This is a genomic window from Mesobacillus maritimus (assembly GCF_044803185.1).
Lineage (GTDB): Bacteria > Bacillota > Bacilli > Bacillales > Cytobacillaceae > Mesobacillus_B > Mesobacillus_B maritimus_B.
This window is the reverse complement of sequence record NZ_CP085225.1, coordinates 1,846,982-1,861,143: the sequence shown is the minus strand read 5'-3', so window position 1 is coordinate 1,861,143 and position 14,162 is coordinate 1,846,982. Positions and strand designations below refer to the sequence as shown.

9 protein-coding genes are annotated in these 14,162 nt (G+C 38.5%); 1 reads left to right on the top strand and 8 read right to left on the bottom strand.

All coding sequences use genetic code 11. From position 1 onward, the window contains the following. Positions 1 to 19: 19 nt before the first annotated feature. From LG336_RS08820 to LG336_RS08800, 5 genes are all read right to left on the bottom strand, one after another. Positions 20 to 970, bottom strand: a complete 951-nt coding sequence (locus tag LG336_RS08820; protein ID WP_404333120.1) for a hypothetical protein — start codon at positions 968 to 970, stop codon at positions 20 to 22. A 149-nt stretch (positions 971 to 1,119) separates the two neighbouring features. After that, a complete protein-coding gene (locus LG336_RS08815) occupies positions 1,120 to 2,805 on the bottom strand; it encodes a hydantoinase B/oxoprolinase family protein (RefSeq protein WP_404332207.1) in 1,686 nt (561 codons plus the stop codon). Between the two features lie 12 nt (positions 2,806 to 2,817). Then, positions 2,818 to 4,869: a hydantoinase/oxoprolinase family protein gene (locus LG336_RS08810; protein WP_404332205.1), complete on the bottom strand. Its 2,052-nt coding sequence runs from the start codon at positions 4,867 to 4,869 to the stop codon at positions 2,818 to 2,820. 218 nt (positions 4,870 to 5,087) lie between these two features. Beyond that, a complete protein-coding gene (locus LG336_RS08805) occupies positions 5,088 to 6,935 on the bottom strand; it encodes a TRAP transporter permease (protein ID WP_404332203.1) in 1,848 nt (615 codons plus the stop codon). A 64-nt stretch (positions 6,936 to 6,999) separates the two neighbouring features. Continuing rightward, positions 7,000 to 8,007 (bottom strand): TAXI family TRAP transporter solute-binding subunit, encoded by a 1,008-nt coding sequence (locus LG336_RS08800; RefSeq protein ID WP_404332201.1) that lies wholly within the window; start codon positions 8,005 to 8,007, stop codon positions 7,000 to 7,002. Positions 8,008 to 8,275: 268 nt separating this feature from the next. Here LG336_RS08800 and LG336_RS08795 point away from each other — a divergent pair, with 268 nt between their 5' ends. Continuing rightward, positions 8,276 to 10,195 carry a sigma 54-interacting transcriptional regulator gene (locus LG336_RS08795; protein WP_404332200.1) on the top strand — a complete coding sequence of 640 codons (1,920 nt, stop codon included), beginning with the start codon at positions 8,276 to 8,278 and terminating at the stop codon, positions 10,193 to 10,195. Between the two features lie 1,038 nt (positions 10,196 to 11,233). On the opposite strand, the gene LG336_RS08790 is transcribed toward LG336_RS08795, so the two are convergent. The 3 genes from LG336_RS08790 to LG336_RS08780 form a co-directional block, all read right to left on the bottom strand. Then, entirely contained in the window at positions 11,234 to 11,554 is a 321-nt protein-coding gene (locus LG336_RS08790) for a hypothetical protein (RefSeq protein ID WP_404332199.1), read from the bottom strand. A 127-nt stretch (positions 11,555 to 11,681) separates the two neighbouring features. Beyond that, entirely contained in the window at positions 11,682 to 13,112 is a 1,431-nt protein-coding gene (locus tag LG336_RS08785; protein ID WP_404332198.1) for a cytosine permease, read from the bottom strand. Positions 13,113 to 13,237: 125 nt separating this feature from the next. Beyond that, positions 13,238 to 14,023 carry a creatininase gene (locus LG336_RS08780; protein ID WP_404332197.1) on the bottom strand — a complete coding sequence of 262 codons (786 nt, stop codon included), beginning with the start codon at positions 14,021 to 14,023 and terminating at the stop codon, positions 13,238 to 13,240. Positions 14,024 to 14,162: the final 139 nt, after the last annotated feature.

The window sequence follows — 14,162 nt, the reverse complement described above, 5'->3', positions numbered from 1 at the left end:
CTGCCTTAGGATGTTTTAATTACATAAAGGCAGGCTGTTCCCAGAGAGAAAGCCATTCTCCGCGGTTATCTTTTAATGCCTTTTCGTAAATGACCTTCGCCATAGCAATATCCTGTATCCCCATACCACAGCTGTTAAAGTAAATTTTCTCGGAATCATTTTCCCTTCCTGCCTTCTTACCAGTGACAATTTCCCCCAGCTCGGCATATAAGTTGGTTTCATCAAATTCTTGATTTTTATACATAATCGAAATAGTTTCTACACCTCTGTGCTTCAATTCCTCCCAATCATCGACGATGATTTTGTTTGATCGATGAATGACATCAAATTCACACTCGTGGCTGCCAACATGAATATAAAGGGAACCGTTCTCAACCCATTCTGGTTGGACAATCGGTTTTTTAGTGACTGTTGCTGTAATAAAAATATCGGATCCTCTCACCGCATCATCCGCATTTTTCACCACTTCAATCGGTAATGGAATTATTTCTTTCATTTGGTCAACAAAACTTTGAGCACGTACCGGATCAAGATCTGTAATCTTAACTCTTTCTAATGACGGCACTGAATGGTAGATAGCTAATAATTGTGTCCGATTTTGCACACCTGCTCCTACTAGCCCAAGTACTTTTGCATCTTTTTTTGCTAAGTGTTTGGCCACAACTCCTGAATTCGCTCCTGTTCTCATGGCACTAATAAGTGTTCCATCCATGATCGCAATCGGAAGTAGCGTTTCAGGATCATTTAAAATGACGATTCCTGTGGCACGAGGAAGATTATGCTTAAATGGGTTATTGGGTGCACTTGAAATCCACTTAATACCACATGCACCAAATTCCCCTCCTATATGACCTGGCATTGAATTAATTCGACCGAGCGTAGATTCCGAATCAAGATCTCCCCAACGAAGGACTGTTTTATGTGGGAGAACATAATCCTCTTTTCCATGAAGTGCAAATACTTTTTCCATTGTTTCAATAAATAATGGCATTTGGTCTCCGCCACACTCTTTCACATCATGTTGATTTAAAAAAAGCATTTTGAATTGATTCATAACGCCCATCCTTTTTAAGATTTTTTTCTAAAGACAGAAGTGTGTATCATGTATGTGAAAGCTGTCTAAAGCTCAAAGCCATAGCTTTTTTGCACTTCGCTTTTACTGTTCTTTTCATTCAAAAGATCTTTCACAATCTTTTCCTTCACACGGTCGGATGGATCTCCATATCCACCTGACCCTGGTGTTTGAGCACTTAAAATGTCCCCTGGATTGAGTTTGATTTCAGAAACCTTCCCCGATGGGAGAATCCTTTCGTTTTCCGTACCTGGGTTAATGACAAACTTGCCAGTCTTCCCAGGTAGGCCACCGAGTAATCCCCAAGGTGCATTTTTTTGTCGGTCCGCATGGGAAGCAAATTCCAACGGAGCTAGAATCTTGTAGTCTCGGCGAATTCCAAGTCCTCCGCGGTATTCTCCTGCACCACCAGAATCTTGAATAAGTTCAAAACGGTCAATCTTAATCGGATATTCCATTTCTAGGCACTCAATTGGTAAGTTAGAGGAATTCGTGACATGCACGTGGACCCCATCCATTCCATCCTTATAAGGTCTTGCTCCTAGACCTCCCCCCAGTGATTCTGGATACACGAAGAAATTGTTGTTTCGTGGGTCTACGCCCGAAAACAGAACGGTCGTTACAGCACTATTACAACCTGCAACCACTTGATTTGGTACTGCTTTTGCAAGTGCCCCGAATATAACATCCACAATTCTTTGACAAGTGTCTGTTCTTCCCCCTACTGCTGCTGGCGGTACTGCATTTACGATAGTACCTTCAGGTGCAACCACTTTTATCGCCCTGTAATAACCTGCATTGGAAGGGATATCCGGGTCAATAATGGCTTTTAAGGCATAATAAACAGTGGCATATAAGGCAGTCTTCACCACGTTAATCCCACCTTTTACTTGGTTACATGAGCCTGTGAAATCAAGTAAAATGTTGTCATGCTGTACGGTAACGGTTACTTTAATAGGTAAATTTGTTTTTTCTAGTTCAATTCCATCATCATCTAAGTAATCGGTAAATTCATAAGAACCGTCTGGAATTTTGCTAATGCCGTCACGAATCTTCTTTTCCGAATAATTCAGGAAGGCTGCCATTCCTTCCTTAAACATAAACTCTCCATATTTATTGATTACTTCTTGTATTCTTTTTTCCCCAATTCGATTAGAAGCGATTTGAGCCCATAAATCTCCTAATCTTTCTCGAGGTGTTCTGCAGTTTAGGAGTATCATATCTAGAATATCTTGCTTGATTTTTCCTTTTTCACAAATCTTTATTGGTGGAATTCTCAACCCTTCCTGGAAGATACTAGTACAATCTCCCGAAGAGCTGCCGGCCACTCTTCCACCAATATCTGAATGATGGGCAATGTTTGCAACAAAGGCATGGATTTTCCCGTCTTTAAATACGGGCTGTGCAATGGTGATGTCCGGTAAGTGGGTTCCTCCACCATTATAAGGATCATTGGCAATAAACATATCTCCTGGGTGGATATCCACCAAAGAATATTTTCCGAGTATTTCCTTGCATATTCCAAGCATGGACCCAAGGTGAACGGGTATGGCGGCAGCTTGGGCAATCGTCTCCCCTTTTTCATTAAAAATAGCTGTAGAAGAATCTTTTCTTTCTTTGATATTGGTAGAATACGAGGTGCGTACAAGTGTCACACTCATTTCTTCGGCAATGGATAGCAAGGCATTCCCCATTACCTCTATTGTTATCGGATCAATAGATCTTGTTTGCATGTCAGTTCCTCCTTATAAAGTGATAATGATATTAAGATATAAATCTATTTCCGCTTTACAGTTAGGCGGAATCACAACGGTAGAATCCATCTGTTCTACAATTGCAGGACCTTCGATGATATTATTTGGTACCAGTCTTTTCCTTTTGTAAATCGACGTTTTGACAAACGAGCCTTCTTCTTCAAAATAAACTTCTCTCTCTCCTACTAATGCTTGCGAAGGATCATTATCTCCTATTTCGTAGTTTCGCATATCGATTTTGGATACTTCCCCTTTTGCTACTGCTCGATAGTTAATAAACTCAATTTCTTCTTTTTCATTGGCGTACCCATACGTCTTTTGGTGTTCTGTATGGAATATATTCTTTAAGTTTTGTAAATCCTCTGCCGTTTTGAGTTCCCCGCTTATTGGAATCGAGAGCTCATAGTTTTGCCCTAAATAACGCATATCAATCTTACATTCAATCAGTCGTTGCTCATCCGGCACATTTTCCTGTTGTAGCCATTGATTGGCTTGGTCCTTTAATTGATCCAACTCCTGATTGATTAAAGGAAGATTCGAAATGCCAGATAATAAGCGCTTTGTTCTGACATAGTCCATTCTTAAATCGGAAACAAGTAGGCCCAGTGCGCAAAGGATACCTGGGTTTTCTGGAATTAATACTTTCTTCATCCCTAATTCTCTGGCAACATCAGCAGCATGTAAGGCTCCCGCACCACCGAATGCAACGAGGGTAAATTCTCGAGGATCATGTCCTTGCTCCACGGATACCACACGTATGGCGCGTACCATATTGGAATTAACAATCTTAATAATTCCTTTTGCAGCTTCCTCTGTTTGAAGCCCGAGTTGATTGGTCAATTTATCTGTAATCACACCATTAGCAGCCTGATAATTTATTTTCATACTACCGTCTAGAATATACTCAGGGTTTAGTCTTTTAAGGAAGACATTAGCATCTGTTACCGTTGGTTCTGTACCACCGCGATCATAAGCAGCAGGCCCTGGATTTGCTCCAGCACTATGAGGTCCCACTTTTAATATTCCTCCATTATCCACCCATGCAATGCTACCACCACCCGCACCAACAGCATGAACATCTGTCATAGGTACTTGAACAGGGAATCCTGCTACTGATTTTCCTGTAGAGACTTTTGGGGTAGAGTTTTCAATTAAAGTTACGTCTGTACTTGTTCCTCCCATATCAAATGTAATAATATTTTCATAACCAGCTAATTTTGCAATGTGCGCAGCGCCTGATACACCTGCACTTGGACCAGACAAGGCTGTCCGAACAGGGTTGTTTTTTGTCACCTCAATGGACATAACCCCACTATTGGATTGGTTAATATACGGTTTAACTGGAATTCCTATTTTTTCAACATTTTCGGCAAAGTTTGTGACATATTGACTCACAACAGGACCTAAATAACTATTTAAGGTGGTGGTGGTTAAACGCTCATATTCCCTGTATTCAGATAGCACTTCACTAGAAATGGACACATAGACATCTGGTAGTATCTCTTGGATCATCTCTTTTACGAGTTGCTCATGGACCGGATTTACATATGAGTGTAAGAAACATACTGAAACAGCTTTAATGTCATCTTTTACAAGGTCTTTGATTACTTGCTCTACTTGTTCTTTATTAATTGCTGTATCTACGGAACCATCAAAGTTTAATCGTTCGGTAACTTCTTTACGAAGGCTTCTATTAATCAATGGATCTGGTTTATCTTTAAATAAATTGTAAATAGAAGGTCTAGTCTGTCTAGCTAACTCTAATAAATCACGAAATCCCTCTGTCGTTATTAGTGCCGTTTTGGCTCCTTTTCGCTCAATTGCTGCATTTGTTCCAACCGTGGTACCATGGACCACATATTGAATAGATTCGGCTTCTACATTATTTAATTTCAATATATTTTTAATACCTTCTATAATTGCTTTGGAAGGATCTTCTGGTGTTGAAGGAAGTTTTAAGACCTTTGTTTCTCGCTGAATTTCATTAAACAGACAAAGGTCTGTAAAGGTTCCCCCTACATCTACACCTAATTTATAACCCATAGCATTTCCTCCTTTAAAATAAATCTTCTTTACATAAAACAATGCAATATTCGTGCCAAACCTACTTTTTTATAAAAACCTTGTTATATATATAAAGGAAATGCCTTACAGATAACACTTTAAGTTCAGCGCGTTCCAAAATTGGAACAGTTATACCATTTACCGAAAAGGTCCCTCGAGAACTAAAAAAAAGAGCCTAGACGGCTCTTTTTGAATATTTATGTTTCCATTTTGGAATCATTATTTGAATATTGTGATGATCTTGATTTAATGAATTGTAAAGAGGCAATTACAACCAAAAGTAAGATTCCTATTATATCTGTCACCCACTCTGGAATAATTAAAATAATGGAAGCTGTAAATAATATCCCTCTCTTTAGTCTTGATAATTCCCCGAAAAGCCATCCCTCTAAGCTTGAAGCAAGTGCGAGTATACCAACCATTGCGATGGTAGTCTGAACAATCACCTCCGCCCCTGAACCATTCATTAATAGTGCTGGCTCTAATACAAATAAGAAGGGCAATACATAGGCTGCAATAGCTAATCTGCTGGCTTCAAATGCTGTCTTCATCGGTGGTGCACCCGCAATATTGGCACCTGTATAAGCTGCAAGTGCAACCGGTGGAGTAATTCCCGATAAACAAGCATAGTAAAAGATAAATAAATGTGCAGCTATTGGCGCAATACCTAGCTCAGACAATACAGGCGCCAAAACAGCTACAACTAGTAAATAAGAAACTGTGGTTGGTAAACCCATTCCAAAAATTATTGCCGTCACCATAGCAAGTACAAGAGCTATAAATAGACTTCCGCCAGAAAGGCTAATTACTGCACTAGCAATTTTTCCACCTACCCCAGTTAATCCGATGACACCGATAACAATCCCTGCACAAGCAACTGGTGCAATAATAGACACAATCCCCTTGGATGCTTCAAATAAAGAATCATAGATTCCCTTTATATTAGGTCTTCTCTGTTTGCTGAATAGGCTGAGAATTAATGAAATGAAGATTGCAATTAAGGCCGCACGTATTGGAGAAACTTTAAATACTGCAAGTTCGATGATTAACACTAGAAGTGGAATGAGCATCATCCCATCTTTTAATAGTAGTTTCTTGACATTTGGAAGTTCATTCGCTGGTAATCCCTTAAGATTTCTCCTAGCAGATCGCAAGTCAATAGAAAACCAGATAGTAACAAAATAGAGAATGGCTGGAATGAGTGCCGCCTTCATTATTTCTGAGTAAGGCACTCCTAAAATATCAGCCATTAAAAAGGCTCCAGCTGCCATAATCGGGGGCATAATCTGACCACCGGTGGAAGCAGCCGATTCAACCGCTGCAGCAAAAGTTCCTTTATAACCTAGTTTTTTCATCATAGGAATTGTAAACGAACCTGTTGATGCAACATTTGCAACGGCACTACCAGAAATACTACCAAATAAGGCACTAGCTAGAGTAGCCATTTTTGCCGGACCGCCTCTTGTTCTTCCGGCAATCCCTTTTGATAAATCCAAAAAGATCTTCCCAACTCCTGTTAACTCCAAAATTGCGGCAAATACAATAAACATGGCAACAAAAGTTGCAGCGACAGCTAAAGGCATTCCGAAGATCCCGTTATACGTAAAAAGTGCAGTAATAACCCTCTTATAAGAATATCCATTATGAGCAAGGTCTCCAGGTAACATGTGCCCATAGACTGCATATAAGAAAAACAATAACCCTATTACTGGAAGTGCTATCCCAACGGTTCTTCGGGTCATTTCTAATATAAGTAAAATAGCAAGCGTTCCAAAAATTAAATCTAGATTAGTGGTAAAAATCCCCGCCCTATCCAATATACCTTCTATTTCTCTCAGCGCATATCCAAACGTAATAACACCTAGAATCAGTAAAATATAATCGAGCCATCGGAATTTTGATTTATAAACAGTGAAAATAATTATGGCTGATAATAGGACAATGGCGGGTCTAAATAAATCAGGACCTAAAGGATAAAAATTTAATGTCCAAACTACAAAGAGTGAAAGGACCACTCCAGCAAGTTTAAATGATACATCTTTCAATTTCCCATCACCTACCTCTTAGAATGTTCAAAGCGGGAATAAAATCCCGCTTCCCGCTTAATAGTTAGTTTGATTCCGGAGGTAATAAATCTTCAGGAATTTCTACCCCTTGTTCCTCAAAGTATTTCACTGCACCTGGGTGATATGGAATCGTCGTTTTATCAACAAACTCTGTTGCCATCCCGTCTGCCATCTGCGGCCAAACCTGTTTAATATAGTCGGTGTTTTCATAAGCAGCTTTCACAATTTCATAAACTGTGTCTTCGCTGATATCACTACTAACAAGGAATAAGTTGTATAACCCAAAGCTTTCAGCACCATTTGGAACAGCCTTATATGTTCCAACAGGAATATCAAGCCAAACGTATGGTGGGTTCTGATCTAGAAATTCCTGCTTGTCTTCGTCACCAAGCAACACTATTTTAACGTCATGACTTGTTTCTAATTCCGTTACGGCTGATGAAGGCCAAGCAATGGAAAATCCGTCAATTGTTCCATCTTTCAATGCATTAGCAGCATCTGATGTTGGCAAATTCACGATTTCTGGTTCTATTCCAAAGGTTTTAAAAACCCTGTCAGCATAAACCTCATTCGCACTTCCCTTTGGTCCTGAACTATACTTTTTCCCATCTAAATCATGAACACTATCAATCCCTGAGTCTTCAAGAGTTACAAACATATAAACGCCAGGCCACCCGGGAAATAAGGTCCGTAATTTATCATGGGGCTGTCCTTCAAAAGTAAATTCACCATTATATGCTTCCCAAGCAATTTCTGTCGAAGATAAACCCATCTCTACTTCCCCTGCCTGCAATAACTGGACATTGTCTTTTGACGAACCGGTAACTTCTACGACAGTTTCCAGATTCGAGGTGTTTTCATTTAAGACCGTTGATAGAGCGGTACCACCTGAATGGAAACCACCTCCGGTACTACCTGCTGCTATGGAATATTTCAAGGTTTCTCCGGAACTACTATTGCCGCTACCTTCTGAATTACTTTCTGAACTACATCCAGAAATTACAAGAAGAAGTAACAACAAAACAGAATAAATCTTAAGACCTAGTTTCATTTTTCAGATTCCCCCTTTCAAACTTATAAAAAAGTATTGCAAGATTTGTGCCAACCCCCTAGATTCGTAATTTATTTTAGCTGTAAATTTTAAATTATCGTTTATAAACTTATCTAAATTGTAATTTTTCCTGTTTTTTTATATAGTATAACTTTTCACATTTTTAATAAATAGATATTTTAATCTTTTCAGAAAATATAGATAAATTGTTTCAAAAATGGGATTTTTGTTTTAAAATTAGTATATTACGTTTCTGAGGAGGATAAGGATGAAGCCAAAGATAGCTATACTTGGTTACAAAGATTTTATAGATCTCACAAAAGGCATTATAAAAAATATTAATAATAATGTAACCATTGATGTTTATCAGTGCCTTTTGGAGGAGTGTCTGGAAGTCCTACCTATCCTAACTGAGGAACAAACAGATATTATTATTACGGGCAGAGCCAATCAGCAATTACTTAAACAAATAACTGACATACCTATTATTACTTTTAAAATAACTGCAATCGATATACTTTCAGCAATAAAAAAGGCGCTTAAGCACTCAAATCATATAGCTATTGCTATGGCTAAATTTGAAGAAATTGAATATGATTATTCTATTTTAGTGGATTTATTAGATTTAAATTTTGAATTTATCACTTATAATACGCAAGACGAACTTGAAACCAAAATAAAAGGGTTTGCTTCATCTAACGGGACAGTAATTGGAACAACCGTTGCGGTTAATTATGCTAAAAAGTATAATCTAAACAATATTTTAATATATTCACTTGAAAATACTATTTTAGAAGCAATCAATAGAGCTATTGAAATCATTGATTTTAATAGAAAAGAAGAAAAAAAGGCAAAAGAATTTGAAGCTATCTTCCACTCAGTTAGTGATGGAATACTTGCTACTAATGAAGAAAATGAAATCACGCTTATCAATCATTCAGCTAGTAAACTATTATCACTTGAGGGAAATAAAATCGGGAAAAAAGTTGAATCTATTTTTACTAAGACCGATCACCAGAATATAGTTAGCAAGAAAATTTTAAACGATGAGTTAATTGAGTATAATAATACGACATTTAACGTCAATAGAGTGCCTATTATGGTTAAAGAATCTAAAGCTGGAAACGTTACTATTTTTCAAGATATTACTGAAATTCAAAAACTGGAACAAAAATACCGCTATGAAACCGAAGCAAAAGGACTGATAGCAAAAACCAGTTTTAATCAAATCATTTACCAAACTCCAATTATGAAAAAAAATATTGAAAAAGCGAAGCGATATGCACAAACGGACTCCACAATTCTAATTATTGGGGAAACAGGAACAGGGAAGGAATTGTTTGCTCAAAGTATCCACAACTATAGCAATCGAAATAACAGCCCTTTTGTAGCAATCAACTGTGGGGCATTACCAGAAAACCTACTCGAAAGTGAATTATTTGGTTATGAGGATGGTGCTTTTACTGGAGCTAATAAAAAAGGAAAAAAGGGATTATTCGAAATCGCTCATAATGGAACGATCTTTTTAGATGAAATTAACTCAGTATCTCTTCATTTTCAATCTCGCTTATTAAGAGTTTTACAGGAGAGAGAGGTTGTGAAAATTGGCGGAAGTAAAGTCATTCCTGTAAATATTAGAGTCATTGCTGCCGCCAATGAGGATTTAAGTTCCCTAGTTAAAGAAAATAAATTTAGGAAAGACCTTTACTATCGACTTAATGTATTAAAAATACATATTCCACCACTGCGTAACCGAATTGACGATGTCCTCCCTTTAGCTAAACAATTCATATTGGATAATAATAAATCCCTATATTATTCAACCGAACCTTTTTTCAAAAGTCTATGTGATATTTTAAGCGGTTATCATTATCCTGGTAATATACGCGAGCTATACAACATTTTAGAAAGGTTTATTATTCTATATCCTTCTAATGAAGAAATAGCAAAAGAGTCCTGCCTTCAGTTATTAAAAGAATGCATGGAGATTGATAATGAAAGTAATATAAGAAGCAAAATCCAAATACCTATTATGGAAAGCTACAAAGATAGTGTATTCGAAGCTGACAAAGTAATATTGTCCACTTTTTTAGAAATGTTTAATGGGAATAAGGGAAGATTAGCAAAGAACTTAGGTATCGGTAGAACAACATTGTATCGAAAATTAAAAGAATTGAATATAGAGTGACGGACCACTCTATATCCCCCTATCGATGGTGTGACGACAGGTAGTTAGGTAAGACAGAAGTCAACGATGATGTTTAGTTTTGATTAATAATATCTACATCAACAATGGAAATAATCTTATTGATATCGGTTATATCCAGAGGCATCCGCAATTCTTGTGATTGAAGTGGATGTTTGTCTCTTCCCATTCGCCAGCCCAACAAGGGTGGCATGACGAATATCCGGAATAAGCCAAAGTTCGCGCATTGAGATATCGTATTTAACTATTAAACTATGTAGATTTATTCGAATCTCTTTCCCCCATAGTTTGCTCTATACCCTTCAAAAATATCGGGAGATGCAAGGTGGTACGCCTTTGAGTAACATTTATGCCTAGAGATGTTGGTTTTGTGACAACCTTTCTAACCTAGTTTCTCTGAGATTTGAACTGGATACACGATACTTATATGTAAAGGCTATATTCGTATGGATTGAGGTAAACGAATCATAAAATTGTGCGGTACAAATACGGCATAGCTAGGTGGTTAAGTGGAGCAATCAATAGGCTTGCCAGCTTGTGTGAACCCCACCATCCGTCGCATTAATTCTATATGCCGTGTACTTTCTAGCTGTTCAGGTTGAATCACGGTGTCTTTGAGTAAGTACTCCGCCTTCATCAAGCTTCCTAAAAAAGTTTTTTCAGCAATACACATGACTCTTCCCCGCTGTAAGGTCGAGGATAAATTTACCTGGGATCGTTCTTCCGCTAGGAAACAATTGCGTTGCGGGCGACAGGCCACTACTAATTTATGTTGCCTGCTTAACGGACGAGAGGGCGATTTGTCCATATCATATTTTTAAAAAATATCCCTGTAACCACCTATGTAAAAGAATCCCTAATAAAACTAAATACGGGCGCATCCTTTAAGTAGGAAACGCCCGCTTGTACCTTGCAACTATCTTGTTATCATCAACGTAGGAAAGGTATTAATGGAAACAGTCTAACCTGAAACATTTCTGTGAAACAAGAATATCCGAGCTAACACTGGCACTGTTCTAGTTATAATCTTTGCTTTGAAAATTTCATCTGTGCCCAGGCATCCAGCTTATTTATGTGTTTTTTTCCGACAGTAAATCCATACAGAATCAATAGCACAATAATCAGCGTAAAAAGGTCTACTTTTTTTGTGATAATGAAATTAATAATCCCCATTATTACTTGGGGTATCACTCCTGTGATGGCAAACAGAACTGTGGCAACCTTGAACCAGAAGTCTGATTTCAACCCGTATCTAGCATATAAGAGAAAAAAGATGGACGCCCACGCAAACACCTCAAGGGTTATTAAGATGACCCATTTATATTCCATAAAAAAATACAATGTTCCCCAACTCCTTGTGCAATCTAATATGCGAGACAAACCAGCCTTAGGACAGGATTAGAAGATTGCTACCAGAATCCAGGTTCCAAATCATTCTCCTCATTTAATACGATTGAGAAGTGGCAAACTACATCGGAATGGTAGGATCATCATTAATAGTGAAGTTCGTAATATTTTCTGCTGTTTCAGTCACCATAACTGGGAATTTCTTTGCAAACAAATTGCCTGCAACCATATAAAGGACAGAAGTAGAAATTAAAGAAACAAAGTAATTATAGTCTAGGAACATAAGACCAATTATGATTCCTATTAAATAACAAGATAAGGATACGGGATTGATTCCATACCAGTATGAGTACTTCCCCTTGCTATTAAAGAGATCCCCAAGGCTGTATTTCCTTTTCCGGAAGTAGTAATAATCTACCGCAATGATTCCTAGTGCAGGACCGCCTGCTGCCCCGAATACCGCTAGAAACACATCAAGAATTGGACCAAAATTCCAAGGCTGTATAGCAAACGCAACCACGCCTACAATAACGGCAGCTGTTTTGAAATTAATCTTCTTAGGAGCAAGTGCGCAGATTACATACTCAGACGGGAACAGATTTGCCGCAGTATTGGTTGATAGTTGTGCGACAAATACAAACAAGGCTAAGATTGCGATGATGGCATTATTTCCTCCAGCTACTAATTCCGTAAGATAAGGAAGTACTTCCGCTCCGGTCATTCCAGGTACCAAAACTACGGTAATAATCCCAATCATAGTAAAGAACATAAATGATGGTGCCGACATCAGGCTATAAAAAATTAAGTGAGTTCTTGCGGCTTTCTTCATGTTGCCATTTTTCACCTTACAGTCTTTAGTAAAATCATTAAATCCCATTGCTACGGCCGCATAGCCACCTAAACAGACACCAAACCCATACAACCAGCTTTTATCTGTCCCCGACGTACGACCAAGGTCCCAAACATCAATCAAGCCGACACCATGCGTTTTCATTAATACATAAAACATAATAGCGCCAATGATGATCATCAGTGGTGCCGCAAAAGTCGTAAATCGTTCGATGCCTTTGGCACCGGTAATTGTGACTAGTATGAGTAACGAGGCATTAATGATGATGGCAATCAACATGTTGTCAAATCCAAACACAGATTTCATAAACATGTTGACTGCGGTTGCGCCGATAAAACCGTTTAATCCCACAAATATAATCGCTGGTAACGCACGCACAATTCCAACAATTTTCCCACCCAGAGGACCTGCCACCGCCGTTATGGTTGTAGCAAAGGACACGCCATATTTCAACCCAATTTCCTGTGTGACAAAGCAGGCTAAACACACGAGTAACTGACCAATCAGATTAATCCATACAAGTTCCCCAACTGTATAATATTGTACCAACGGTGTCATAACCAAGAAGCTCGTCACCTGGACCGCGATACCAAACCAAATCATGCCAATACCAAATGACCCTACTTTTCTCTCGGAAAACTCTACTGGAGCCAACGATTCACTATAAAGATTATGTTCCGATTTCGGCTGAAAACCTATCATTGTTTCCCCTCCCAAAATGTGATCGAGAAATCTTCATTTACCCGTTACCTCCAGCACGGGGCCTTTTAATGAGCCTAATTGACACCAGCTACAAGGGTTTCACGTCATGCTAGTAGATTAGCTATCTAGTTTTCCTTTTCCCATCTCGTGAATTCCATATTTACTGAATTTACTAAATTTTCACAAATCTCTTTCCATACCACTTCCCCCTTCTCTTTAGATGCTAAGGTTGCCTTCCACAGAATTCCGCTCTCTGTCGTAATTCTTTTAGGAATAGGAAGCATGTCATAAAATGGATAATACTCCGCTTGATCATCCTTTGCCTTCGAAAAATTAACTAGATTCGGTGCTACATACATCATGACAGATGTTTCAAAAATAGAAGCATGCTCAATCCCCCAGCCTGGGAATTGTCCCTCAAAGACATACTCCATGGTCTCTGGCTTCAATTTGCTAAAGGGTGTTTCAATAATAAGCAACTTTACATCGGGATACTCTTGTTTTGTATCCTCCATCACATTGTACGCTGCATCATAGATAAAATTGGTATTCTCAAAATGCCAATTAAAAAGCACGATTTTTCTAAAGCCCGTACGAATGAATTCTTTGACAACGTCCATTATAATTGCTGTCAAGGTAGAGCCCCTAACTGAAGTTGTACCGGGGAAGGTCTGTCCACCACCTGTTGTAGGACGTGAGCGAAATCCGTAGCAAACCGTAGGTGCAACAATCAAGTTACTCCTCTTTGCCACATCAAGTGCCATTTTCTCCGATAGAAGTGCATCTGTACAAAGAGGCATATGTGGACCGTGCTGTTCCGTCGCACCGATTGGTAGAATGACTCCCTCTCCCATATCAACTGCATCTCTGACTTCCATCCAAGTCATTTCAGACATTAATCTTTTACCCAATATGAACACTCCCTTTTTACTAGTGTGATAAGTTCCTTTTTTTGTTATTGACATGTACGACAAGAAGAAATCTAGTCAATCAATTAGTCCATAACCATCCCGAAAAAAATAGAAAGTGCCAGGCACCCCATATAGAAAA